This is a genomic window from Oceanicola granulosus HTCC2516, assembly GCF_000153305.1.
GTDB lineage: Bacteria > Pseudomonadota > Alphaproteobacteria > Rhodobacterales > Rhodobacteraceae > Oceanicola > Oceanicola granulosus.
Map to the genome: position 1 here is coordinate 180837 of NZ_CH724107.1, position 22766 is coordinate 203602.

Here is a 22766-nt window from a genome sequence, read left to right on the forward strand (position 1 = left end):
TTTTAACAGGTCAATCAAATGCCGCAACAGGACAGCGCCCACGCCGGCCGCCGCGTCTGCGTCACCGGCTCCACGCAGGGGATCGGGCTCGGCATCGCCCGCGCCTTCGCCCGCTCCGGCGCGCGGCTGGTGCTGAACGCGCACATCCCCGACGACGGCGGCGCGCTGGCGCAGCTGTCGGGGCAGGCCGAGGCCCACTACGTCCGCGCCGACCTCGCCACCCGCGACGGCTGCCGCGCCCTGATCGCCGGCGCGGCGGAGCGGCTCGGCGGCGGCCTCGACACGCTCGTCTGCAACGCCGGCGGCTTCTTCGACACGCCCCTCGACCAGCTCGACGCCGACGCCCTCGACCGCACCTTCGACCTCAACGTCAAGGGCTACCTCTACTGCGCCCAGGCCTTCGCCGAGCAGGCCCGCCCGGGCGCGAGCATCGTGCTGATCGGCTCCACCAACTCGCTCGCCGCCGAGAAGGACAGCGTCGCCTACGACGCCTCCAAGGGCGCGGTGCTGATGCTGGTGCGCTCCCTCGCCGTCAGCCTCGCCGAGCGCGGCATCCGAGTGAACGGCGTCGGCCCCGGCCTCGTCGAGACCCCGCTCACCCAGGCCGGCCTCGACCGCCCCGGCGTACGCGCGCGGGTGACGTCCCAGATCCCCGCCGGCCGGCTCGGCCAGCCCGACGACATCGGCGGCGCGGTCCGCTTCCTCGCCTCCGACGACGCCGCCTACATCACCGGCCAGATGCTCTATGTCGACGGCGGCATCCTCGCCCAGCAGATGTCGTGGAGCCCCGCGTGAACACCCAGCTCGCCCCCCGCCACCTCCGCCTGCGCGAGCTGCTGCTGCACCGCTGGAAGGCCGACGGGCTGCAGGTGGGCGACCGGATCGAGAGCCAGAACGAGATCGCGCGGTTCTGCGACTTCTCGCTGATCACCATCGTCAAGACGCTCAAGGACCTCGAGGCCGACGGCATCATCCGCCGCCAGGTCGGCAAGGGCTCGTTCCTCGTGCGCGCGCCCTGGACGGAGGCGCACCACCGGGTCGGGTTCTTCTACAACCGCGACGTGGTCGGCGGCGGCATCTTCGACAACGACTTCTACACCCGCCTGGTGGTGGCGCTCGAGAAGGCGGTGGTGTCGGACGGGCACGAGTTCATCCTCGGCAGCTTCACCAACGCGAAGATGCCGATGGCGGTGTGGGAGGCGCTCGACGTGGTGCTGCTCACCTCGATCACCGGCGAGACGAGGCTCGACTTCCTCGACACCGCCGCCACGCAGGTCAGCGTCATCGACCAGACCCTCGTGCACCCCAAGGTCCACTCCTACCGGCTCGACTACGACGACGCCTTCCGCGAGATGTTCCGCAGCTTCGACGGGCCGCGCAAGGTGCTCTACCTCGACAGCGAGATCGCCTCGAACGAGCAGAAGCGGCGGCGCGACGCGATCGTGAAGGCGCGCGAGGAGTGCGGGCCGGATTGCGTGCTCGAGGTGATCAAGGTCAACCAGGAGCGCGAGCCCGAGCGGACCGCGCCGTTGCTCGAGGCCCTGCAGGCGCACGCTCCCGACGTGGTGCTCGGCTACATGCACCGCGACTGGAAGGCGCTGATCCGCGACCACGCTCCCGGCGTGCGGATCTTCTCCTACGGCATCGACAACGCCGCGCCGGGCTTCGTCGTGCGCTCCGACGAGTGGATGGAGGACATCGTTCCCAAGGTCTACGCCAACCTCGCCAACCGCAAGGCGCGCGGCGCGGTGCACGGCTTCCCCGCCCGCTTCGAACCCTGACACCCCGACCGAAAGGACTGACGCACGTGCTCAAGATCATCGACAAGGGCGCCCGCTCGACGCTCCCCTTCAGCCCCGCCATCCGCGCGGGCGACTTCGTCTACGTCTCCGGCCAAGCCTCGGTGGACCGCGAGGACGGGCGCATCATCAACGGCACCTTCGAGGAGGAGATGCGCCGCTCGATCGAGAACCTGCAGGTGATCCTCGAGGCGGAGGGGCTGACGCTCGACCACGTGATCAACGTCAAGTGCTACCTCGGCAGCCCCGACGACGGCGCCGAGCACAACCGCATCTACCCCGAGTACTTCAAGGACCCGCTGCCCACCCGCTCGACCATCTCGGGCGTGCTCGGCACGCTGCTGAAGTACGAGCTCGACGCCGTGGCCTACGCCCCGCTGACCCGCCAGCAGGCGCAGCGCGACTGAAGCGGCGACGTCAGAAGAAGGTGAGCACCCCGTCGACGACGTCGTAGGCGTCGTCGACCACCGGCAGGAAGCGCCACTTGTCGAACGCGGTGCAGGGGTGCGAGATGCCCGAGGCGATCATGTCCCCGACCTGCCAGTTGGAGGATTCCGGCAGGCGCACGAAGGCGTGCTGGTCGTTGGTGGCGAAGATCTCCGCCTCGCCGACGTCGCGCCAGCCCGCGCCGGGGCGGAAGCGCGCCAGCGGCACCGGCAGCCCGGCGTCGTGCGGCACGTCGCGCTTGCCCATCGTCAGGAGCGCGAGCCCGGGCTCGGGGCGCGACTGCACGTAGGACCACACCTCCAGCGCCGGCTTCAGCTGCCCCGACCACGCCCGCGCCGGATCGCGCCGGGCGGCCTCCTGCGCGGCGACGTAGGCGCCCGAATCGTTGGTCACGTAGCAGCCGCTGCGCAGCACGACCCGCACCGGGAGCGGCAGTTTTAGCGTCGCGAAGCGCTCGGCGATCAGGTCGAAATGGGCCGAGCCGCCGCCGGTGAGGATGACTTCGTCGAGCCCCGCGAGCAGCGCCGGGGGCAGGGCGGCGGCGATGTCCACGACCGTTTGCGCGAAGGCCCGCACCGGCGCGTCGCTCTCGGCGAGGCCGGGGACGACGCCCTCGAACGCCGACACTCCCGCGAAACGCACCAGCGCCGGGTCGGCCTGCGCGATGGCGTCGGCGAGCGTCAGCGCCGCGTCGCGGGTGCGCACGCCGGTGCGCCCGCCAACCACGCCGACCTCTAGCAGCAGCCCCACAGGGCGGGGCGCGCCTGCCGCCGCGAGGTGGCCGACGAAGTTGGCGAGATGCGCGGGCGAATCGACGAAGCAGAACAGCTCCAGCGCCGCGTCCGCCTCGAGCATCGCCGCCACCGCCGCGACGTTCGCGCGGCCCACCACCTGGTTGGCGATGATGATCCGGCGCACCCCGAAGCGGTGCATCACCAGCGCCTGCTGCACCGTCGCCGCCGTCAGCGCCCAGGCCCCGTCGCGCAGCTGCTCGGCGAAGATCTGCGGCGCCATCGTCGTCTTGCCGTGCGGCGCGAAGGACAGGCCGCGCTCGGCGAGCCAGGCGCCGAAGGTGGCGGCGTTGTGGTCGAGGTGACTGCGCCTGAGCAGCATCAACGGCAGCGGCAGGTCCTCGGCGAGCACGTTCCAGCCCTGCCGGCCGATCTCCTCGAGCGGGAACGGCGCGGCGGTGCCGGGCACGCCCTTGGTGCGGCCGTCGAGCATCGTGCGGCGCAGGTCGTCGAGCTTCATCACAGGTCTCCGAACGCCTCCACGGCCGCGTCGGCGTAGCGGCTCAGCGCCAGCACGTCGGCGCCGACGTTGAGGAAGTTGTAGCCGAGGTCCGCGTGGCGCGCGACGTCGGCCTGGCTGCAGACGGTGGCGGCGATCTTGCCGTGCTTGCGCGCGACCTTCGCCACGGCCACGCGGGCGGCCTCCACCTCCTCGTGGTCGATCTGGCCGGGGATGCCGAGGCGGATCGAGTAGTCGCCCGGCCCGAACAGCAGCCCGTCGACACCGTCGATCGAGGCGATCCTCTCGATCTGGTCGAGCCCCTCCGGGTCCTCGATCTGGTGCAGCACGAAGCGTTCGCTGTTGGCCTGCGCCATGTAGTCGGCCAGCGCGACGCGGGTGAAGCGGGCGTCGGCGTTGCCGCCGTCGACGGCCCGGCGGCCGAGCGGGGCGAACTTGGTCATGTCGCGCACCTCGCGGGCATCCTCGGCGCCCATCACGTGCGGCACGATCAGCCCGCTCGCGTCGAGCTCGAGCCCGCGCACGTAGTCGCTGTAGCTGCCGCGCGAGACCCGGATCGCGGTGTCGACGCCGTAGAGCCGGGCGGCGCGGATCTGGTGCTCGAGCTCGGTCCAGCCGGCGCCGACATGCTCCATGCAGAGCCAGATCACGTCCGGCCCGGCGCTGGCGAAGATCTCCACCGCGCGCGGATCGACGGTGTTCATCTTCAGGCTGCGCGCGACCTTGCCGGCGCGGATGCGCTCGAGCACGCGGCTGGGCCGCATCGCGACGGGGCCGCTTTCGCGGGCGGCGTAGGGGCTGTCGGTCATGTCAGGGATCCTTGGTTGTCATTTCGCGGTGTAGCCGCCGTCGACGGGAATGTTGGCGCCGGTGATGTAGGCGGAGGCGTCGGAGGCGAGGAAGACGACGACCCCCTTCAGATCGGTGTCGTTGGCCATCCGCCCGAGCTGGGTGCGCGCCGAGTAGGCCGCGACGAAGGGCGCGGGCTGGCCGGCGAGGAAGCCGCCGGGGGAGACGGTGTTGACCCGGATCCCGTCGGGACCGAAGATCGACGCCGCCCAGCGGGTGAAGTTCTGCATCCCGCCCTTCTCGTAGAAATAGGCGGGGGAGGGGCGGGCGTGCATGTCGGTCCCCGCGTAGTTCGCCGGCTCGACGCCGACGCTGCCCATCATCGAGCCGATGTTGACCACCGAGCCGCCGCCGCGCCGCTTCATCCCCTCCGTCACCGCGTGGGTGAGGTAGAACAGCGCCGAAGCGTTGATCCTGAGCGAGCGGTCGTAGGCCGCCATCGGCCCGCCCCAGACGGCGTCGGGCTCGCGGGTGACGGCGTTGTTGACGAGGATGTCGCAGCCGCCCGACTCCGCGGCGACGCGCGCGACGGTGGCGTCGATGGACGCCTCGTCGGAGAGGTCGAGGGGCAGGGGGCGGACGTCGTGGCCGCGCGCGCGCTCCTCGTCGGCCACCGCCTCGAGCGCCGCCAGCCCGCGCGAGGCGATGTAGGTGCGCGCCCCCGCCTCGGCGAGCGCGGCGACGATCTGGCGCCCGTAGAGCCCGGCCCCGCCCGTCACCAGCGCCACCTTGCCCGCCAGCGACAGGCACTCCATCACGTCGCTCATCCGTCCGCTCCCGTGTCCGCCGCGATATCCGCCAGCGCGATCTCGGCGCCGCCCCGCGCGCGGCTCTCGATGCCGCCGATGACGAGCTGCATCAACTCGCGCGTCTCCGCCCACGGCACCGGCGCCACGCCGCTGCGCATCCACGCCATCGCCGCGCGCAGCTGGGCGGCGAAGGCGTGGTAGGTGTCGTGCGAGCGCAATTGCACGCCGCCCTCCGTCCCCGCAAGCGTCAGCAGCCCCGCGCCCCCGGAGAGATCGCGGATCACCGCGAGCGTCACGTCGATCCCGTCGCGGTGGCGCAGGTGGAGGATGTTGCGCGCGCCGTCGCCGGTGTTGCGGATCGTCTCGAAGCCGGGCCCGGTGATCGGCATTATCGCCTCCAGCGCGTGGATACCGTAGGTCTCCCACGACTTCGCCATCGTCATCGAGACGTGCCGCAACCGGCCGAACTCGTGCGTCGCCCGGTGGTAGGGCGCGAACTCCTTGGCGTAGCGCATCGCCGACGAGCTCAGGATCGGCCGGCCCGCGTCGATCCAGCGCGAGAACCGGCGCAGGTCGTCGCGGCTGTCGCAGAGCGGCTTGTCGATGAACACCGGCAGCCCGGCCTCCACGAAGGGGCGCGCGCGGGCGACGTGCTCGCCGCCGATGTCGGTGGCCACGATCACCGCGTCGACCTGGCCGATGACGTCCTCGGGGCGGCTCACCACGTTGGCGATCCGGGCCACGCGCGCGACCTGCTCGGCGTCCGCGGGATCGTCGCAGCAGACATGCGTGACCTCGACGCCGGGGATGCCCAGCGTCTCGACGGGCTGGCGGGCGATGTAGGAGCGGATCACCGCGTAGGGGCAGTCGGCGAGGGCGTCCGGGTCGTAGTGGCCGTTGAGGATGATGCTCCAGGAATACGGGTGGCCGTTGCCCTCGGTCATGCCGAGCATCGCCAGCCGCAGCGGGCGGTCGTCGCCGAGCGGGAAGGTCACCATGCGCTCCAGCCCCCGTCCACCGAGAGCACCTGCCCGGTCACGTAGCTCGCCGCGTCCGAAAGCAGGAACAGCGCCGGCCCGGCGGTCTCGTCGCGCCGGCCCATGCGGCCGAGCATGCAGTCGCGGGCGAGGTTGGCGATGAAGTCGGGATGGGCCGTCTGCACCGCCTCGGGCGGGAAGGGCCCGGGGGCGATGGCGTTGACGCGGATGCCGCGCGGCGCGAAGTGGCTGGCCATCGTGCGCGCCATCTGGCCGACGCCGGCCTTGGTCGCGCCGTAGTCGACGGGGTTGGGGGGCATGTCGCCGGGGTAGTTCGCCGGGTCGGGCGAGACGATCCCGTACATCGAGCCGTAGAACACCATCGACGCGCCCGCCGCCATGTGCGCGGCGGCGGCGCGCGCGATCAGGAAGGTGCCGGCGAGGTTGATCCGCGCGGTGCGCTCGAAGTCGGCGGCGGTGATCTCGTCGAAGGGCTTGTTGCTCGACCCGGCCGTCGCGAGCACCAGCCCGTCGAGCCGCCCGGACAGCGCCGCCGCTTGCGCGACGCAGGCGAGGATGGAGCCCTCGTCGCCCATGTCGAGCGCCAGCGTCTCGACCCGGCCCGTGCCGGGGCCTGCGCGCAGCGTCTCCGCCGCCTCGGCGAGCCGTCCGGCGTGGATGTCGGCGATGGCGACGTGCCCGCCCTCCGCCCGGATCGCCTGGCAGACCGGCAGCCCGAGATAGCCCGCGCCCCCCGCGACCAGCACCGTCCGCCCCTCCATCGAGAGCAGCCCGCTCATGCCGCCGCCTCCCGTCCGGCCAGGTCGATGAACCGCCGCTCCTGCCACGACCGCTTCGCCGCGAGCGCCAGGGCCAGGTTGGTGCGCGCCTCGGGCAGGGTGGCGAGCGGGTCCGGGCGGCCGTCGAGCGCGTCGAGCATGGTGTCGGCCTGGATCGTGAAGCGCGCCTGGTGGGCCTGCATCGGCACCATCCCCTCCATGAAGTCGCGCGACTGGCTCCAGTGGCCGCTGTCGTCGTCGGCGAACGACAGCGTGGCGTGGTCGAGCTGCAGGTTGCCCCCGGTGCCGATGAACTCCGAGCAGGCGACGTTGCGGCGCTGGAACTGGTTGATCGTCAGGTTCGCCATCGCGCCGCTCGCGAAGCGGATCGAGATCAGGCAGGTGTCCTCGGTCTCGCTGCCCTCGAGCACCATCCTGTCGTACATCGCGCTCACCGTCACCGGCTCGCCGAGCAGCGAGATCAGCAGATCGAAGCTGTGGCTGGCCGCGTCGAGGATCGCGCCGCCGCCCATCTCGGGGCGCGAATAGTAGGTCTCGCGATAGTCGGGGCGGTAGAGCGGGAAGTTCTGGCTGGCGTTGACGTAGACGAGCTTGAGGGCGCCGATGCGCCCGTCGGCGATCTGCCGGCGCAGCGCCTGCACCTCGGGCGCGATGCGGCGGATGAAGCCGACGCGGGCGAGGATCCCGGCGCGCTCGACGGCGGCGATGGCCTCGTCGACCCCCTCGAGCGTCACCGCCAGCGGCTTTTCCACGAGGAACGGCAGGCGCGCCTCGGCGCAGGCGTGGATCATCGGCAGGTGCAGGTGGCCCGGCGTGCAGATCACCGCGAGGTCGTGGGCGGCGAGGTCGACGTCCTCGAGCCGCGCCGCCGCCCCGGCCGGGGCGAACTCCTCGACCACCGCCGCGCGCCGCGCCGCGTGCGGCTCCACGACCGTCAGCGCCGCGCGGCCGGTGGCGAGGTAGCCGCGGATGTGGCGGCGGCCGATGCCGCCGGTGCCGATGATGACCACCTTGCGTTGCCGACCCGACATCTTGCGCCTCCGTGTGCGTACGCCGGCCGCGGTGCGCCCGCAGGGCAGGCGCGGGTCCGCGAGGGCCGGGAGAAGTGGACAGCGCGCTTGACAGGTCGCTGAATAGGATGTTGTCATGTTAATATGATATCTTGGCCTGTCAACGACCGGCTTCGGAGCTCCGGCTCCCGAACGGTGGGCAACTCCGGCAGCAGACCGGGGCGTCGGGTCAGGGCGCGCGTGGGCGCGACAACGGCAAGTCCGGGGCAACCGGCGATCCGACCAGGAACCGAACCAAGGGAGACAAGATGAACACGCTATTCCGACTGGGCGCAGCCGCCGTGCTCGCCGCCGCGCCGCTCGCCACCGTCGCGACGGCCCAGGCCATCAACGACAACCAGCTGTCCGATCCGCGCGTGCGCAAGGCAATCGCTCTGGCCATCGACATGGACACCATCGCCGAGACCCTGTTCGAGGGCGCCGCGATCCCCGCCACCGGCCTCACCTCCGATCCGGGCAACTACCCCGAGGGCATGGAGGCCCACGGCTATGATCCCGAGCGGGCGCGCGAGCTGCTCGCCGAGGCCGGCTGGGACGGCAGCCGCGTGCTCGACATGGTCTATTACTACCCCGACCAGCAGACCGCCGACTTCATGGCGGTGGTGCAGGCGATGCTCGCCGACGTCGGCGTCCAGATGGAGTACCGGCTGCTCGAGGGCGATGTCGGCGCGCAGATCAGCGGCGTGCCGGAAGACCCGGTGAACGGCCCCGCCGTCGTCGACTGGGACCTGCTCTACGGGGCCCGCGCCGCGCTGGCGCCGCAGGAATACTTCAACCGCTTCGCCGAGGGGCAGATGCCGACCGTGCCGACGGTGCCGGAGATGCTGCCCCTGGTGGCGCAGGTCAACGCCAGCGCCGATCCCGAGGTGCAGCGCGACGGCTACCGGCAGATGGAAGGCATCATCAACGAGAACGTCTACATCCTGCCGCTCTACTACCAGCAGCTCTACATCTTCGAGAGCGACCGGATCGACCGCAACGGCCATCCCTACGGCAACGAGCAATACAGCTACAACAACGGCATCATCGACTGGACGGTGGAGCCCAACGAGGACGGCGAGCACGTCGCCTACACCAACGCCGCGCCGCAACAGTTCTTCGAGCTGCCCTGGCAGAACCTCGGCATCTGGATCCACAACAAGTACGTCTTCGACACCATCCTCGAGGGCGACCCGACGCTGACGCCGATCGGCGGCGAGCTCGCCGAGAGCTACGAGCTGAGCGAGGACGGGCTGACCTTCAGCTTCACGCTCAAGGACGGGCTGACCTGGCACGACGGCGCGCCGCTCACCGCCGAGGACGTGAAGTGGAGCCTTGAGACCGCGGCGCAGGTGCCGATCACCCAGCCGCTGGTGATGGCGACGCTGCTGCGCATCGAGGGCGGCCAGGCCGTCGCCGACGGCGAGGCCGACGAGATGTCGGGGATCGGCATCGACGGCAACACCGTCACCGTGCGCTTCGCCGAGCTCGACCCGAACGTGCTGCTCAGCTTCAGCCAGTTCGCGCCGCTGCCGATGGCGCACTTCGAGGGGGTGGACCCGCTGCAGATCCAGCAGCACGAGTTCTGGCAGTTCCCGATCGGCTCGGGCCCCTTCAAGATCGAGGAAGCCCGGATGAACGAGTTCACCACGCTCGTGCCGTTCGAGGACTACCACCGCGGCGTGGCGAAGATCGACCAGATCATCGCGCTGCCCTCGGCCGACGGCGACGCCAACCTGATCCGCAACGCCGCGGCGAACCGGGCCGACTTCGGCTACACCAAGAACCCGGTCGACGTGCCCGCGCTCGAGGAGATGGAGCACATGAACGTCTACCCGGTGAACATCCCCTACACGCGGATGTTCTGGATCAACCAGTTCCCGCGCGACTGACGCGGACGGGCTGACCGACGAACCGGGCCGCGCGGCACACGCCGTCGTGCGGCCCGGCCACACGGCTCTCAAGACCGGGACACCATGCTCACCTACATCGCCCGCCGCCTGCTGACGCTGATCCCGATGGCCATCGCCATCAGCTTCCTGATCTACCTGGGGCTGGATCTGACGCCGGGCGACGCGGTCTCGCACATGATCCCGCCCGACGTGATCGGCACGATGGACCCCGAGCGGCTCGACGAGCTGCGCGAATCGCTGGGCCTCGGCAAGCCGTTCCTCGTGCGCTACTGGATCTGGATCACCGGGGTGCTGCAGGGCGATTTCGGCTACAGCCTCGCCGGCGGCGTGCAGATCTCCAAGATCTTCCTCGACCGCCTCCCCGCCACGCTCGAGCTGTCCTGCGCGGCGCTGGTGATCTCGACGATCCTCGGCAGCATCCTCGGCACCATCAGCGCGCTCACCCGCGGCACCTTCGCCGACCAGGCGCTCACCGTGGTCGGGATGCTCGGCGTGTCGATTCCCGAATTCTTCTTTGGCCTCGTGGCCATCCTCGTCTTCGCGCTCAACCTCGGCTGGCTGCCGGTGGGCGGGCGCACGCTGCCGGGCTACGACAGCTTCTGGGACCGGCTGCCCCACCTGATCATGCCCGCGCTGGTGCTTTCGATCATGATGACCGCCGGCGTCATGCGCTACGCGCGCTCGTCGATGCTCGACGCGCTGAGCCGCGACTTCATCCGCACCGCGCGCTCCAAGGGGATGCCGGAATGGCGGGTCAACCTGCTGCACGGCTTCCGCGTGGCCCTGACCCCGGTGATCGTGCTGATCGGCTTCCGCCTGCCGGTGCTGATCGGCGGCTCGGTGATCATCGAGCAGGTGTTCCAGTGGCCGGGCATCGGCAAGGAGTTCCTCTCGGCAGTGCGCTCGCAGGATTACCCGCTGGTGATGATGGTGGCGCTGTTCTCGGTGATGGCGGTGCTGCTGGCGAGCCTGATCGTCGACATCCTGACGGCGCTGATCGACCCGCGCGTAAGGCTGGGGGATTGAGACAGATGAGCGACGTCCCCCTCAACCCCGGCGACGCGGTGCGCAGCCCGCCCCGGCCGCGCACCCGGCGCGACGCCCAGTTCGACCGCATCCGCGACCGCGAGGCGGCGCGGCAGGGCACCAAGCTGCGCGGCGGCCGCTTCCTGAGCAAGTTCCTCAACAACCGCCTCGCCGTGGTCGGCCTGGTGATCTTCGCCTCGATCATCCTGCTCAGCCTCGCGGCGCCGCTGATCGCCCAGCACGACCCGAAGTCGCCCAATCTGCGCGCGATGCTCGACCCGCCGAGCGCCGAGCACTGGTTCGGCACCGACCGCACCGGCCGCGACATCTTCGCCCGCGTCCTCTACGGCGGCCGGGTGTCGATCCTCGTCGGCCTCGGCAGCGCGCTGCTCTCGGCGCTGATCGGCGTCGTGATCGGGGTCTATTCCGGCTACGTGGGCGGCTGGCTCGACTGGGTGGCGATGCGGATCAGCGAGATCTTCATGTCGTTCCCGCAGATCATCCTGGTGCTGCTGCTGGTGGCGATCCTCGGCCAGTCGCTGCTCAACCTGATCGTGATCTTCACCCTCACCGGCTGGGGCGGCATCTACCGGATGGCGCGCGCCCGAATGCTGTCGATCCGCGAGGAGGAGTACGTGCAGGCGCTGCGCAGCTTCGGGCTCGGGCCGGCGCGGATCGCCTACAAGCACATGCTGCCCAATGCGCTCGGGCCGATCATGGTCAACATCACCCTCTCCACCGCCGCCTTCATCCTGCAGGAGGCGGGCCTGAGCTTCCTCGGGCTCGGGGTGCCGATGTCGGTGCCGACCTGGGGCAACATCCTCAACGCCGCGCAGGACCTGCGGCTGCTGGAGAACGCCTGGTGGGTTTGGCTGCCGGTTGGCGCGACGATCTCGCTCTTCGTGCTGAGCGTCAACTTCATCGGGGACGGGCTGCGCGACGCCACCGACCCCTCGCAGCAGGGATAGGCGGATGACCGATCGCACCCCCGGCCCCGACCCGGAGCTCGCGCTCAGCGTGCGCGACCTCAAGACCTACATCTACGCCAACAACCGCTGCAACCGCGCCCTCGACGGCGTCTCGTTCGACATCCACCGCGGCAAGACGCTGTGCATCGTCGGCGAGTCGGGCTGCGGCAAGAGCGTCACCGCCGCCTCGATCCTGCAGCTGCTGCCCGAGCTCAGCCGCATCGAGGAGGGCGAGATCGTCTACCACGGCGCCGAGGGGCCGGTGAACATCGAGCGGCTCAAGAGGAACGGCCGGCGGATGCGCGCGATCCGGGGCAAGGAGATCGCGATGATCTTCCAGGACCCGATGACGGCGCTCAATCCGGTCTACTCGATCGGCTTCCAGATCAAGGAGATGCTGCTCTACCACACCCGCCTCGGCAAGCGCGCCCGCCACGCCAAGGCGATCGACCTGCTGCGCTCGATGGGCATCCCGCTACCCGAGAAGCGGGTGCGCGAATATCCCCATCTTTATTCGGGCGGTATGCGGCAGCGGGCGATGATCGCCATCGCGATGTCGTGCGATCCGCGCATCCTGATCGCCGACGAGCCGACCACCGCGCTCGACGTCACCATCCAGGCCCAGATCTTCGAGCTGATGGACACGCTCAAGCGCGAGCAGGGCACCGCGATCATGCTGATCACCCACGACATGGGCGTGGTCGCCGAGCTCGCCGACGACGTGGCGGTGATGTACATGGGCCAGATCGTCGAGGCCGGGCCGGTGGGGCAGGTACTGCGCAACCCGCTGCACCCCTATACCCGCGCGCTGCTCGAGAGCATCCCCGTGCTCGGACGCGGCAAGAACCAGCAGATCCGCGCGATCCCCGGCCAGACCCCGGACCCCTACGACCGGCCCACGGGCTGCCAGTTCGCCGAGCGCTGCCGCTACCGCGTCGACGCCTGCGCCGAGATGCCCCCCGAGACCCAGGTCTCCTCCAGCCACCGCGTCCGCTGCTGGCGCCACAGGGAGTTCATGGCCGATGCAGCCGAGTGAGCCGATCCTGCGCCTGCGCGACGTGCACGTGCACTTCCCGATCAAGGGCGGCGTCTTCAAGCGCACCAAGGACCACGTCCGCGCCGTCGATGGCGTCGACCTCGACGTCTACAAGGGCGAGGTGCTCGGCCTCGTCGGCGAGTCGGGCTGCGGCAAGACCACGCTCGGCAAGGCGATCCTGCAGCTCGTGCGCGCCACCGGCGGCAGCGTCACCTATCACGGCGACGCCGGCGAGACCGAGTTGACCACCCTCGACGACGCCGGGCTGTTCCCGTTCCGCAAGCGGCTGCAGATCGTCTTCCAGGACCCGCATTCCTCGCTCAATCCGGCCTACACCATCTTCGGCTCGCTCGAGGATCCGCTGCGCCATTACGGCGTCAGGAGCCGCGCCGAGCGGCGCAAGATCGTCGGCGACCTGCTCGAGGCGGTCAACATGCGCCGCGAGGCGATGGACCGTTACCCGCACGAATTCTCCGGCGGCCAGCGCCAGCGGATCGGCATCGCGCGGGCGCTGTCGATCGAGCCCGAGCTGATCGTCTGCGACGAGGCGGTGAGCGCGCTCGACGTGTCGATCCAGGCGCAGGTGCTGCAGCTGCTGATGGACCTCAAGCGCGAGAAGCAGCTCACCTACGTCTTCATCACCCACGACCTCAGCGTCACCGAGTATCTCTGCGACCGCATCGCGGTGATGTATCTCGGCCGGATCGTCGAACTGTGCGACGCCGAGGAGCTGTTCGCCAACACCCTGCACCCCTACACCGAGGCGCTGCTCTCGGCGATCCCCGTCGCCGACCTCGACCGCAAGTCGGAGCGCATCGTGCTCGAGGGCGACGTGCCGAGCCCGGTCAACCCGCCCTCGGGCTGCCCGTTCCACCCGCGCTGCCGCTACGCCCAGGACGTCTGCCGCACCGACGTCCCCGCCCTGCGGCCCTACCGAACCGCGGCGGGCGGCGAGCACCTCGCGGCCTGCCACCTGATCGACCAACCCCCGGCGGACTGACCGCCCCTCACGGAAAGACCATCATGGCCCGTTTCGGCATCGCGGACTTCAAGGGCGTCATCCCCGCGCTCGTCACCCCCTTCACACTCGAGGGCGCGCTCGACCTCACCCGCGCCCGCGCCATCACCCGCCACCTGCTCGGGCAGGGCGTCGACTGCTTCTACCTCACCGGCAGCACCGGCGAGGGCTTCATGATGAGCCCCGACGAGCGCAAGCAGATGGTGGAGACGGTGCTCGACGAGGTCGCGGGGTCGGTGCCGGTGATGGTCCATGTCGGCGCGATCAGCACCTACCAGACGGTCGATCTCGCCACCCATGCCGAGGGCGCGGGGGCCGACGCGATCTCGTCGGTGCCGCCGATCTACTGGCCGTTCACCCCCGAGCAGATCCTGTCCTACTACACCGACGTCACCCGCAGCACGGCGCTGCCGATGGTGGTCTACAAGATTCCCCTCGCCGGAGCGCTGGGCTTCGACCTGATCGAGCGGCTCGCCGGCATCGAGGGGGTCTCGGGCATCAAGTACACCGCGCCCACCCACTTCGAGATCATGCAGATCCGCCAGCAGTTCGGCACCGGCTTCCGCATCTTCTCGGGCGCCGACGAAATGGCGCTCTCGGGCCTCGCCTTCGGTGCAGACGGCCTGATCGGCTCGTTCTACAACATCGTCCCCGGCCTCTACGCCGAGCTCGTCGCCGCGATGGCCGAGGGCCGGCTCGAGGAGGCGCAGGCGCTGCAGGCGAAGGCCAACAAGATCATCTTCTTCACCCTGCGCCAGTACCCGATGGCCGCCGTGAAGCGGATCATGGGCTGGCAGGGGGCCGACGCGGGCTATTGCCGCGCGCCGTTCGAGAATTACGAGACGCCCGAGCAGGAAGCCGCGCTCAAGGACGCCTTCCGGGCCCTGCGCGACGCCGAGGGGCTCACCGGCGTCGACTTCCTGGACGCGCTCTGACCATGACCCCCGACCTCGACACCCTCGCCAGCGACTTCCGCCGCGACGGCTACCTGGCCGTCCGGCCGCTCTTCGACGCCGCCAGGATCGCCGAGATCAACCAGGAGCTCGAGCGCTACATCGCCGAGGTGATGCCAATGATGCCCCCCGAGGAGGTCTACTTCGAGGACCGCGCCGACCGCGGCACCCTCAAGCAGATGCAGAAGCTCGGCGAGTACGACGCCTACTTCCGCGACCTCTTCGAGACCGGCCCGGTGCGCGACCTCGCCACCGCCGCGCTGGGCGAGGAGGCGGTGCCGAAGAACCTGCAATACTTCAACAAGCCCGCCGGCATCGGCCAGCCGACCCCGCCGCACCAGGACGGCTACTACTTCCACCTCACCCCCTGCCGGGCAGTGACCGGCTGGCTCGCGCTCGAGCCGGTCGACGAGGAGAACGGCTGCATCCACTACGTGCGCGGCTCGCACAGGGCCGAGGGCTTCCGCCCCCACGGGCGTTCCAACGTGCTCGGCTTCTCGCAGGGCATCACCGACTTCGGCACTCCCGGAGACACGGCCGGCACCGTCGCCTTCGCGGGCGGCGCGGGAACGTTCCTGCTGCACGACGCCCGCACCGTCCACTGGGCCGGGCCGAACCGCTCGCCGACCCGCTCGCGCCGCGCGCTGGGCTTCGTCTATTTCGGCGCGAGCGCCCGCGTCGACGAGGCCGCCAAGGCCGCCTACCAGGCCCGGCTCAACGCCGAGCTCAAGGCGGGCGACAAGATCTGATGCCGCCGCGCCCCGAGGGCATCTGGGGCGCCGTCCTGCTGCCGCTCGACCGGGCGGGCGCCATCGACATGGGCGCGCTCGCCGAGGTGGTGGAGCGCCTCGCCGACGCCGGGCTGGCGGGGGTCTACACCAACGGCACGGCGGCGGAGTTCTTCAACCAGACCGAGGCCGAGTTCGACGCCGTCACCGCGCTGGTGATCGAGCGGGCGAGGGCGCGCGCGCTGCCGTTCCAGATCGGCGTGAGCTGCACCAACCCCCGCGTTGCCCGCGCCCGGCTGGCCCGGCTGCGCGGCTGCGGCGCGACGGCGGCACAGGTGATCCTGCCCGACTGGTGGCCGCCCGCGCGCGACGAGCAGCTGCGCTTTCTCGCGGGCATGGCCGAGGCGGGGCAGGGGATGCCGCTGGTCCTCTACAACCCGCCCCACGCCAAGTGCCGCCTCGAGGTCGAGGACATCGCCGCGCTCGCCGCCGAGGTGCCCGCGCTGGTGGGGGTGAAGGTCGCCGGCGGCGATGCCGGCTGGTTCGCCCGCCGCCGCGCACTGCTCGGGGCGCTGTCGGTGTTCGTCGCCGGCCACCGCGTCGCCACGGGCCGCTTCCTCGGCGCCGACGGCGCCTACTCCAACGTCGCCTGCCTCGCCCCCGCCGGCGCCGCGCGGCACTGGCGCCAGATCGAGACCGATCCCGAGGCCGCCCTCGATCTCGAGCGCCGCTTCGCCCGCTTCCTGTCCGAGACGCTGGTGCCGCTCGCCAAGACCCATGCCCTGTCCGACGCCGCGCTCGACAAGCTCATGGCGGCGGCGGGCGGCTGGGGACCGGTCGGCCCGGCGCTGCTCTGGCCCCACAACGGCGCGACGCCCGAGATGGTCGCCGCCGTGCGCGCGCGCGCCGAGGCGCTGCTGCCCGACCTGCTGGCTCAGTAGATCAGGAAGCCCCCGTCGGCGCGCACCACCTCCCCGGTGACGAAGCTCGCGGCGGGGCTGGCGAGGAAGGCGATCACCTCGGCCATCTCCTCGGGCGTGCCCGGCCGCCCGAGCGGCGTGTCGCGGAACCACGGATTCTCCGGCACCGCGCCGCCCGACATCGCCGCCTTCAGCCCCTCGGTGCGCGCGGTGCGGATGTCGCCCGGCGCCACCGCGTTGACCCGGATGCCGAGGCTCGCCCAGTCGAGCGCGAGCGTGCGGGTCAGCGAGTCGAGCCCGGCCTTGGAGGCGCAGTAGGCCGCCGCGCGGTACTGCGCCGCGCTGCCGCCGACCGACGAGACGTTGACGATCGCCCCGCCGCCCGCGCGCTGCATCAGCCGCGCCGCGCCCTGGCACATGAAGAACGCCGCCGTCAGGTTGACCGCCAGCACCCGCTCGAAATGCGCCTCGGTCTCGTCGAGGTGATCGGCCAGCGCCGGCGCGCCGATCAGCGCGGCGTTGTTGACGAGCAGGTCGAGCCGCCCGTGGTCGCGCCCGATGCGCGCGAACAACTCGCTCCGCCCGGCGCTGTCGGTGACGTCGAGCGCCACCGCGCGCGCCGCCGCGCCGAGGGCGCGCACCTCCTCGGCCACCGCCTCCAGCTCGACCGCCCCCAGACCGCACAGCACCAGCGTGCCGCAATCCTGCGCCAGCCGGCGGGCCGTCGCCGCGCCGATGCCGGTGCCCGCGCCGGTGACGAGGCCGACCCGGCTCATCGCGCGCCGCCCGCGCCGGGGAAGGTGGCCGGGATCGCCGCCCGGTCGATCAGGCGCGCGCCCGGCTCGGCGCCCATCGCCTGCAGCGTCGCCGGGTCCTTGAAGCCGTGGCCCGTCAGCACGCACACCACCGGCCCGTCGCCCGCCAGCTCGCCCCGCGCGGCGGCGTCGAGCGCCCCGGCCACCGCCACCGCGCCCGCCGGCTCCACGAGCAGCCCCTCCTCCTGCGCCAGCCGCCGCTGCACCGCGCGCACCCGGTCCTCGTCGATCACGTAGCCCCGCCCGCCGCTCGCCCGCGCCCGCGCGACCACCTCGTCGCCGTCGAGGATGTAGCCGACGCCCAGCCCGCTGATCGTCGTCGCCGTGTCCACCGGCCGCGCCTTCGCCGCGCCTTCCCGCAAGGGCGTCGCCACCGTGTCGTTGCCCACCGGCTGGACCGCGTGGAGCCGGGGCGGCCGCGCCCGTTCTCCGGCCGAGACCAGGTCGTCGAAGCCCCGCCCGGTGGCCACGAACAGCCCGCCGCCGCCCACCGGCAGGAAGATGTCGGCCACCTCGGGCGCGTCCTCGGCGATCTCGTAGGCCAGCGTCTTAATCCCCTCCATCGGCCCCGGGCTGACCGCGTAGGCGGTGATGAACAGCTGCATCCCCCGCGCCGCCGCCTCCCGCTCGAGCGTCTCGCTGATACGTCCGCTCTCGGCGGCGTCGATGGTGAAGCGCGCCACCCGGTAGACGTCGGCCCCGTAGGCCAGCATCTGCTCGAGCTTGCCCTGCGGCGCGTTCTCCGAGACGTAGAGCGCGCAGCCCATCCCGGCGCGCGCGCAGAAGGCCGCGAGCGCCGCGCCGGTGTTGCCCGACGAGGTGGCGACGCAGGCCGCGTGCCCTTCGGCACGGGCCAGCCCCACGGCGAGGCCGGCGAAACGATCCTTGTAGGAGCCGGTCGGGTTGAGCTGTTCGAGCTTGAAGCGCAGGTCGGGGATGCCCGCCTCCGCCCCGATCCTCCGGCTCTTCACCAGCGGCGTGCCGCCCTGTCCGAGGTCGATGGCCGCCTCGCAGCCCGGCAGGAAGCGGGCGTGGCGCTGGTAGAGGCTGGGTCGGGGCATGGCGTCGGCTCGGTTGCTCCCGGTGACGCTAGAGCCGCACTAGGTGAAACGCAAGTTTCGCATCGCGGCACGCTCAGAAGCGCAGGTCGAGCTCCCGCAGCGCCGCCGCCACCTCGTCGCCCAGCTCGGCGCTGTAGCGGTTGGTCGGGATCGACAGGCTCACGCTCGCCGCGACGCGCCCGTCGAGGAACACCGGCGCGCCGATGCAGGCGACGCCGTCGTCGTTCTCCTCCACCTCCCGCGCCACGCCGTCGTCGCGCACCCCGGCCAGCACCGCGCGCAGCGCGTCGGGCGAGATGGTCGTGCGCGCGGTGCGCGATTCCAGCGCCCCCCGCGTGACGAGCGCGTCGCGCTGCTCCTCGGGCAGGTGCGCCACGATCGCGCGTCCGAGCGCCGTCGAGTGGAACATGTCGCGCGTCCCGGCCGGCACGTACCACGACAGCGCCCGCTGCGCCTCGATGGCGGCGATGTAGTAGACGAAGATGCCGTCGAGCACCCCGAGATTCACCGTCTCGTTGAAGCGCCGGTGCAGCACGCGCATCTGCGGCAGCACCTTCATCTTGAGGTCTTCGAGCCGGGCGTTGCGGCCGAGGTAGTAGACCTTGCTCGACAGGTGGTAGGAGCCGGTCTTCCCGATCTGGTTGACGTAGCCGAGCTGCACCAGCGTCTGCAGCACCCGGAACAGCGTCCCCTTCGGCAGCCCAGTGACCCGCGCCACCTCGCGCAGCGGTGCCGGTTCGCCGAGATCGGCCATCGCCTCGATCACCGCGAAGCTCTTGACGAGCACGCCGATCGGCTTGCTCGCCGCGCCGGGGCTCTCGGCGGCGGCGTCGTCCTGCAGGGGCAGAGCGCTGTTGCTGTCATCGGTCACGCCGGTCATCCTCTCGCGAGCCTCGCCTGCCACCCGGTAGCCGTGCCGGGGCGCGCGATCAACCGCAACGCCAAGTCCGACAGGAGCGCCCCCCGATGCCCCGGATTGCCCCCGAACCGCTCGGCACCCACCGCGCCGGCCTCGGCGAGGGCCCCGTCTGGCGCGCCGACGTCGCGCGCCTCGCCTGGATCGACATCCGCCGCGCCCGCCTCCACGAGACCGACCCCGCGAGCGGCGAGACCACCTGGCGCGCGCTGCCCGGCGCGCCCGGCGCGGTGAGCCTGACCGACGGCGACGCGCTGCTGCTCGCCATCGGCCAGGAGCTGCTGACCCTCGCCCCGGGCGCCCCCGCGCCGCAGGTCGTCGCGCGGCTCCCCGAGGGCGCCGTGGGCCGCTTCAACGACGGCAAGCCCGACGCGATGGGCCGCTTCTGGATCGGCACCGCCGACCCCGACGGCGGCACCCGTGCCCGGCTCTGGCGCTACGCCGCGGGGCAGAGATTCGCGCCGATGCTCGACGGTGTCTCCATGTCCAACGGCCTCGGCTGGAGCGGCGACGGGCGGGCGTTCTACTACGCCGACTCCCCCACGACGACCATCGCGCGGTTCGACTTCGACATGGCCCGCGGCACCCTCGGCCCCCGGCGCAACCACCTCGTGCTGCCGGCGGGGCAGCTGGTCGACGGGCTCTGCGTCGACGCCGAGGGCTGCGTCTGGCTCGCGGTCTGGGGCCAGTCCTGCGTGCACCGCATCGCCCCCGACGGGCGGCTGGCGGAGACGATCGAGCTGCCGACGCCGCTGGTGACGAGCTGCGCCTTCGGCGGGGAAGACCTGCGCACGCTCTTCATCACCACCGCCTCCGACGACCCGTCCGACCCGCTCGCGGGCGCGCTCTTCGCCTGCGTGCCCGGCCCCCGCGGCCTGCCGCCGAACCGCACCCTGCTGCACCCCTAGGCTCATGTCTCCTCCTGCGCCGTCGCCATCAGCAGATCGCCTTCGTTGACCCACCGGCTGCGGCGCACGAACACCGCGACCGCCGCCCGCCGGGCGCACACCGTCTCGAGCAGCCGCCCGTCGAGGTCGTGGATCTCGAAGCACGCCGTCCCCGGCGCGAGCCGCGCGAGCGGCGCGATGCGGGCGGTGCACAGGCCCGTCGCCGGGGCCGTCAGCGCCGCGTCGAGGTCGCCGTCGCCGCTCAGCCGCAGCGGCGGCGCGGGCGGCTTCGCGGCGTCGGCGGCGAGCATTCCCAGCGACGCCATCACGCGCACCACCCCGTCGCGGTAGAGGTCGAGCACGTCGGAGGGCGGGAACGTCCCGCCGCCCGCCTCGGCGTAGATCGCCGGGATGCCCCGCTCGGCGGCGAAGCTCAGCGTCCGCCCCGGCGGCATCGGCGGCGCGTGCCGCCAGAGTACCGGCGCGCGGAAGGCCTCCGCCATGGCCCGCGCCGTCGCCCCGAGCTCGCCCGGCGCGTCGCAATAGCCGGCGAAGGGCGGGCAGGTGAGGGCCATGCCGCCGCTGTGCAGGTCGACCAGCGCGTCTGCGGGAGCGATGACGTGCTCCGCCACCAGCGCCGCCAGCGCCTCGGTCGGCCCGGCCCCGGCGCGGCCGGGAAAGCAGCGCGCAAGGTTGCCGCCGTCCGCCGGCGAGCAACGCCGCGCCTCGGCCACCGCGCCGATGTTGGCCGCCGGGCACACGATCAGCCGCCCGGCCAGCCGCCCCGGATCGAGCCGCGCGAGCAGGCGCGACAGCACGATCGGCCCCTCGTACTCGTCGCCGTGGACCGCCCCGATCAGCGCCAGCGTCGGCCCCGATCGCGCGCCGCGCAGCGTGAAGACCCGCAGCGGCTGGCCGGGCAGGGCAGTCTCGTAAGCAATCTCCGACAGGCCCGACATGCACCCCTCCATGGCTGCGGACGCCGTAGGGCGCGCGTTCATTGCGCACCCGCACCCGCTCCGTCATTGCACTCTACAAAACTTACGTTCCATATTGCAGAATGCCCAGCCCACAATCTCCGCTCCCCCGCGTCGCCGTCGCCTCCCTGATGCAGGAGACGAACACCTTCGCCCCGACTCCCACCACCCTCGACACCTTCCGCTCCTACTACGTCCTGCGCGGCGACGAGCTCGAGACGGGCTACGGCGACGCCCGCGTCGAGGTGCCCGCGATGCTCGCCACCCTGCGCGACGCCGAAATCGCGCCGGTGCCGCTCCTCGCCGCCTACGCCGCCGCCTCCGGCACCGTGACGCGCGCCACCTTCGACGCGCTCGTCGGCGAGATGGAGGAGCGCCTCGGCGCCGCCGGCCCCGTCGACGGCTTGCTCCTCGCGCTCCACGGCGCACTCGTGGTCGAGGACCAGCCCGACGGCGACGGCGAAATCATCGCCCGGATGCGGGCGCTGCTGCCCGACGGTGTGCCGATCGGCGTCAGCCTCGACCTGCACGGCCATATCACCCCGCTGATGCTCCAGCCCGACACGTTCCACGTCGGCTACCGGAACTACCCGCACACCGACATGTACGAGACCGGCGCACGCACCGCCGCGCTGCTGGCCAACACGCTCGCCGGCCGCCGCCGCCCGGTGATGGCGCTCGCCAAGTGCCCGGTGATCGTGCCGGCGGTGAACGGGCGCACCACCGACGGCCCCTTCTCCCCGGTCGCCGAGGCCGGGCGGCGGGCGGAGGCCGAGGGGCGGGTGCTGCATGCCTCGGTGTTCCCGGTGCAGCCCTGGATCGACGTCCCCGACCTCGGCTTCGCCGCGCTGGTCTGCGCCGACGGCGACGTGGCCGCCGCCGAGGCCGTGGCGCGCGAACTCGCCGACGAAACCTTCGCGCGCCGCGACAGCTTCACGTTCGATCTCGTGCCGCTGCGCGAGGCGGTGGCGACCGGCCTCGCCTCGCCCGGCATGACCCTCGTCTCCGACACCGGCGACGCCCCCACCGGCGGGGCGGCGGCCGACAGCCCCGCCGTGCTGCGCGCTCTGCTCGAGGGCGGCGCGGCGGCGCACGACCGCCCGAGCCTGCTGACGCTCTGCGACCCGCCCGCCGCCGCGGCCGCCCACGCGGCGGGGCAGGGCGCGGAGCTGACCTTCCGCCTCGGCCACGCCGTCTCGCGAGGCACGCCGGTGGAGGTGAGGGCGCGGGTGCTGTCGCTCTCGGACGGGCGCTACGTGATGCGCGACCAGGGCGCGCAGGGGCTGGCGATCGAGATGGGCCCGACGGCGGTGCTCGGCATCGACGCGATCCGCGTCGCCGTCCGCTCGCGGGCCTCGATGGAATGGGACACCGGCATCTACACCTCGCAAGGCCTCGACCCGGCCGGCGCGGCGCTGGTGTTCGTGAAGTCGCCCTCGCACTTCCGCGTCGCCTTCGGCCCGCTCGCCGCGCGGGTGCTGCTCGCCGACACCCCCGGTCCGACCCGCGCGGACGTCCGCCAGCTGCCCTACGCGCAGGTCACCCGGCCGCTGCACCCGCTCGACCCGCTCTAGGCCCTTGCGCGAATCGCGCGCGACGGCAAACAATATGAAACAGACGTTGCGCA

General features: G+C 71.9%; 23 protein-coding genes. 13 read left to right on the top strand and 10 right to left on the bottom strand.

Annotated features, from left to right (window positions below; translation table 11 throughout):
* Positions 1 to 18: 18 nt before the first annotated feature.
* From OG2516_RS00850 to OG2516_RS00860, 3 genes are read left to right on the top strand one after another with little or no spacing between them, the layout of a single operon-like run.
* Positions 19 to 795 carry an SDR family NAD(P)-dependent oxidoreductase gene (locus OG2516_RS00850; RefSeq protein ID WP_007253690.1) on the top strand — a complete coding sequence of 259 codons (777 nt, stop codon included), beginning with the start codon at positions 19 to 21 and terminating at the stop codon, positions 793 to 795.
* A complete protein-coding gene (locus tag OG2516_RS00855) occupies positions 792 to 1781 on the top strand; it encodes a GntR family transcriptional regulator (RefSeq protein WP_156799254.1) in 990 nt (329 codons plus the stop codon). The genes OG2516_RS00850 and OG2516_RS00855 overlap by 4 nt, the downstream gene beginning before the upstream one ends.
* A gap of 26 nt (positions 1782 to 1807) precedes the next feature.
* Positions 1808 to 2206, top strand: coding sequence for a RidA family protein (locus OG2516_RS00860; RefSeq protein WP_007253692.1), 399 nt, complete (start codon positions 1808 to 1810; stop codon positions 2204 to 2206).
* Positions 2207 to 2216: 10 nt separating this feature from the next.
* Here OG2516_RS00860 and OG2516_RS00865 read toward each other — a convergent pair whose 3' ends face one another.
* From OG2516_RS00865 to OG2516_RS00890, 6 genes are read right to left on the bottom strand one after another with little or no spacing between them, the layout of a single operon-like run.
* Positions 2217 to 3497 (bottom strand): amino acid deaminase, encoded by a 1281-nt coding sequence (locus OG2516_RS00865; protein ID WP_007253693.1) that lies wholly within the window; start codon positions 3495 to 3497, stop codon positions 2217 to 2219.
* Positions 3497 to 4306 (bottom strand): HpcH/HpaI aldolase family protein, encoded by an 810-nt coding sequence (locus OG2516_RS00870; RefSeq protein WP_007253694.1) that lies wholly within the window; start codon positions 4304 to 4306, stop codon positions 3497 to 3499. Before OG2516_RS00870 ends, OG2516_RS00865 begins: the two co-directional genes overlap by 1 nt.
* Before the next feature lie 18 nt (positions 4307 to 4324).
* A complete protein-coding gene (locus OG2516_RS00875) occupies positions 4325 to 5113 on the bottom strand; it encodes an SDR family NAD(P)-dependent oxidoreductase (RefSeq protein ID WP_007253695.1) in 789 nt (262 codons plus the stop codon).
* Positions 5110 to 6093 carry a Gfo/Idh/MocA family oxidoreductase gene (locus OG2516_RS00880; RefSeq protein ID WP_007253696.1) on the bottom strand — a complete coding sequence of 328 codons (984 nt, stop codon included), beginning with the start codon at positions 6091 to 6093 and terminating at the stop codon, positions 5110 to 5112. Before OG2516_RS00880 ends, OG2516_RS00875 begins: the two co-directional genes overlap by 4 nt.
* The gene (locus OG2516_RS00885) at positions 6087 to 6872 is read right to left on the bottom strand and encodes an SDR family NAD(P)-dependent oxidoreductase (protein ID WP_007253697.1); all 786 of its coding nucleotides are present in this window, start codon (positions 6870 to 6872) and stop codon (positions 6087 to 6089) included. The genes OG2516_RS00880 and OG2516_RS00885 overlap by 7 nt, the downstream gene beginning before the upstream one ends.
* Positions 6869 to 7903 carry a Gfo/Idh/MocA family protein gene (locus OG2516_RS00890; protein WP_007253698.1) on the bottom strand — a complete coding sequence of 345 codons (1035 nt, stop codon included), beginning with the start codon at positions 7901 to 7903 and terminating at the stop codon, positions 6869 to 6871. Before OG2516_RS00890 ends, OG2516_RS00885 begins: the two co-directional genes overlap by 4 nt.
* A gap of 287 nt (positions 7904 to 8190) precedes the next feature.
* Between OG2516_RS00890 and OG2516_RS18810 the strand changes: the two genes are divergently transcribed.
* The 8 genes from OG2516_RS18810 to OG2516_RS00930 all read left to right on the top strand — a co-directional run bounded on the left by OG2516_RS18810 (position 8191) and on the right by OG2516_RS00930 (position 16504).
* Complete coding sequence (locus OG2516_RS18810; RefSeq protein WP_007253699.1) at positions 8191 to 9813, top strand: ABC transporter substrate-binding protein; 1623 nt, start codon at positions 8191 to 8193, stop codon at positions 9811 to 9813.
* A gap of 84 nt (positions 9814 to 9897) precedes the next feature.
* Positions 9898 to 10860, top strand: a complete 963-nt coding sequence (locus tag OG2516_RS00900) for an ABC transporter permease (protein WP_007253700.1) — start codon at positions 9898 to 9900, stop codon at positions 10858 to 10860.
* 5 nt (positions 10861 to 10865) lie between these two features.
* On the top strand, positions 10866 to 11828 hold the full coding sequence (locus tag OG2516_RS00905; protein WP_007253701.1) for an ABC transporter permease: 963 nt from the start codon (positions 10866 to 10868) through the stop codon (positions 11826 to 11828).
* Between the two features lie 4 nt (positions 11829 to 11832).
* Positions 11833 to 12864 carry an ABC transporter ATP-binding protein gene (locus OG2516_RS00910; protein WP_007253702.1) on the top strand — a complete coding sequence of 344 codons (1032 nt, stop codon included), beginning with the start codon at positions 11833 to 11835 and terminating at the stop codon, positions 12862 to 12864.
* Positions 12851 to 13864: an ABC transporter ATP-binding protein gene (locus OG2516_RS00915; protein ID WP_007253703.1), complete on the top strand. Its 1014-nt coding sequence runs from the start codon at positions 12851 to 12853 to the stop codon at positions 13862 to 13864. Before OG2516_RS00910 ends, OG2516_RS00915 begins: the two co-directional genes overlap by 14 nt.
* A gap of 23 nt (positions 13865 to 13887) precedes the next feature.
* Positions 13888 to 14817, top strand: a complete 930-nt coding sequence (locus OG2516_RS00920) for a dihydrodipicolinate synthase family protein (RefSeq protein WP_007253704.1) — start codon at positions 13888 to 13890, stop codon at positions 14815 to 14817.
* A 2-nt stretch (positions 14818 to 14819) separates the two neighbouring features.
* Positions 14820 to 15584 carry a phytanoyl-CoA dioxygenase family protein gene (locus tag OG2516_RS00925; RefSeq protein ID WP_007253705.1) on the top strand — a complete coding sequence of 255 codons (765 nt, stop codon included), beginning with the start codon at positions 14820 to 14822 and terminating at the stop codon, positions 15582 to 15584.
* The gene (locus OG2516_RS00930) at positions 15584 to 16504 is read left to right on the top strand and encodes a dihydrodipicolinate synthase family protein (protein ID WP_007253706.1); all 921 of its coding nucleotides are present in this window, start codon (positions 15584 to 15586) and stop codon (positions 16502 to 16504) included. Before OG2516_RS00925 ends, OG2516_RS00930 begins: the two co-directional genes overlap by 1 nt.
* Here OG2516_RS00930 and OG2516_RS00935 read toward each other — a convergent pair.
* From OG2516_RS00935 to OG2516_RS00945, 3 genes are all read right to left on the bottom strand, one after another.
* On the bottom strand, positions 16498 to 17259 hold the full coding sequence (locus OG2516_RS00935) for an SDR family NAD(P)-dependent oxidoreductase (protein WP_007253707.1): 762 nt from the start codon (positions 17257 to 17259) through the stop codon (positions 16498 to 16500). The two genes, OG2516_RS00930 and OG2516_RS00935, sit on opposite strands and share 7 nt — an antisense overlap.
* Entirely contained in the window at positions 17256 to 18359 is a 1104-nt protein-coding gene (locus tag OG2516_RS00940; protein WP_007253708.1) for a pyridoxal-phosphate dependent enzyme, read from the bottom strand. Before OG2516_RS00940 ends, OG2516_RS00935 begins: the two co-directional genes overlap by 4 nt.
* Positions 18360 to 18432: 73 nt before the next feature.
* Positions 18433 to 19230 carry an IclR family transcriptional regulator gene (locus tag OG2516_RS00945; protein ID WP_192808349.1) on the bottom strand — a complete coding sequence of 266 codons (798 nt, stop codon included), beginning with the start codon at positions 19228 to 19230 and terminating at the stop codon, positions 18433 to 18435.
* Positions 19231 to 19325: 95 nt separating this feature from the next.
* On the opposite strand from OG2516_RS00945, the gene OG2516_RS00950 reads away from it, so the two are divergent.
* Positions 19326 to 20183 (top strand): SMP-30/gluconolactonase/LRE family protein, encoded by an 858-nt coding sequence (locus OG2516_RS00950; RefSeq protein ID WP_007253710.1) that lies wholly within the window; start codon positions 19326 to 19328, stop codon positions 20181 to 20183.
* A gap of 2 nt (positions 20184 to 20185) precedes the next feature.
* Here OG2516_RS00950 and OG2516_RS18815 read toward each other — a convergent pair whose 3' ends face one another.
* A complete protein-coding gene (locus OG2516_RS18815) occupies positions 20186 to 21121 on the bottom strand; it encodes a succinylglutamate desuccinylase/aspartoacylase family protein (protein WP_007253711.1) in 936 nt (311 codons plus the stop codon).
* A gap of 101 nt (positions 21122 to 21222) precedes the next feature.
* On the opposite strand from OG2516_RS18815, the gene OG2516_RS00960 reads away from it, so the two are divergent.
* On the top strand, positions 21223 to 22713 hold the full coding sequence (locus tag OG2516_RS00960) for a M81 family metallopeptidase (RefSeq protein ID WP_083788397.1): 1491 nt from the start codon (positions 21223 to 21225) through the stop codon (positions 22711 to 22713).
* The last annotated feature ends 53 nt before the right edge of the window (positions 22714 to 22766 follow it).

Bases quoted from the DNA above. Each gene is read 5' to 3' on its own strand.
- OG2516_RS00905 (WP_007253701.1), top strand. From the start codon at position 10,866: ATGAGCGACGTCCCCCTCAACCCCGGCGACGCGGTGCGCAGCCCGCCC.
- OG2516_RS00865 (WP_007253693.1), bottom strand. From the start codon at position 3,497: ATGAAGCTCGACGACCTGCGCCGCACGATGCTCGACGGCCGCACCAAG.
- OG2516_RS00950 (WP_007253710.1), top strand. From the start codon at position 19,326: ATGCCCCGGATTGCCCCCGAACCGCTCGGCACCCACCGCGCCGGCCTC.
- OG2516_RS00890 (WP_007253698.1), bottom strand. From the start codon at position 7,903: ATGTCGGGTCGGCAACGCAAGGTGGTCATCATCGGCACCGGCGGCATC.
- OG2516_RS00885 (WP_007253697.1), bottom strand. From the start codon at position 6,872: ATGAGCGGGCTGCTCTCGATGGAGGGGCGGACGGTGCTGGTCGCGGGG.
- OG2516_RS00920 (WP_007253704.1), top strand. From the start codon at position 13,888: ATGGCCCGTTTCGGCATCGCGGACTTCAAGGGCGTCATCCCCGCGCTC.
- OG2516_RS00915 (WP_007253703.1), top strand. From the start codon at position 12,851: ATGCAGCCGAGTGAGCCGATCCTGCGCCTGCGCGACGTGCACGTGCAC.
- OG2516_RS00900 (WP_007253700.1), top strand. From the start codon at position 9,898: ATGCTCACCTACATCGCCCGCCGCCTGCTGACGCTGATCCCGATGGCC.
- OG2516_RS00910 (WP_007253702.1), top strand. From the start codon at position 11,833: ATGACCGATCGCACCCCCGGCCCCGACCCGGAGCTCGCGCTCAGCGTG.
- OG2516_RS18815 (WP_007253711.1), bottom strand. From the start codon at position 21,121: ATGTCGGGCCTGTCGGAGATTGCTTACGAGACTGCCCTGCCCGGCCAG.
- OG2516_RS00875 (WP_007253695.1), bottom strand. From the start codon at position 5,113: ATGAGCGACGTGATGGAGTGCCTGTCGCTGGCGGGCAAGGTGGCGCTG.
- OG2516_RS00850 (WP_007253690.1), top strand. From the start codon at position 19: ATGCCGCAACAGGACAGCGCCCACGCCGGCCGCCGCGTCTGCGTCACC.
- OG2516_RS00870 (WP_007253694.1), bottom strand. From the start codon at position 4,306: ATGACCGACAGCCCCTACGCCGCCCGCGAAAGCGGCCCCGTCGCGATG.
- OG2516_RS00880 (WP_007253696.1), bottom strand. From the start codon at position 6,093: ATGGTGACCTTCCCGCTCGGCGACGACCGCCCGCTGCGGCTGGCGATG.
- OG2516_RS00925 (WP_007253705.1), top strand. From the start codon at position 14,820: ATGACCCCCGACCTCGACACCCTCGCCAGCGACTTCCGCCGCGACGGC.
- OG2516_RS00935 (WP_007253707.1), bottom strand. From the start codon at position 17,259: ATGAGCCGGGTCGGCCTCGTCACCGGCGCGGGCACCGGCATCGGCGCG.
- OG2516_RS00960 (WP_083788397.1), top strand. From the start codon at position 21,223: ATGCCCAGCCCACAATCTCCGCTCCCCCGCGTCGCCGTCGCCTCCCTG.
- OG2516_RS18810 (WP_007253699.1), top strand. From the start codon at position 8,191: ATGAACACGCTATTCCGACTGGGCGCAGCCGCCGTGCTCGCCGCCGCG.
- OG2516_RS00940 (WP_007253708.1), bottom strand. From the start codon at position 18,359: ATGCCCCGACCCAGCCTCTACCAGCGCCACGCCCGCTTCCTGCCGGGC.
- OG2516_RS00930 (WP_007253706.1), top strand. From the start codon at position 15,584: ATGCCGCCGCGCCCCGAGGGCATCTGGGGCGCCGTCCTGCTGCCGCTC.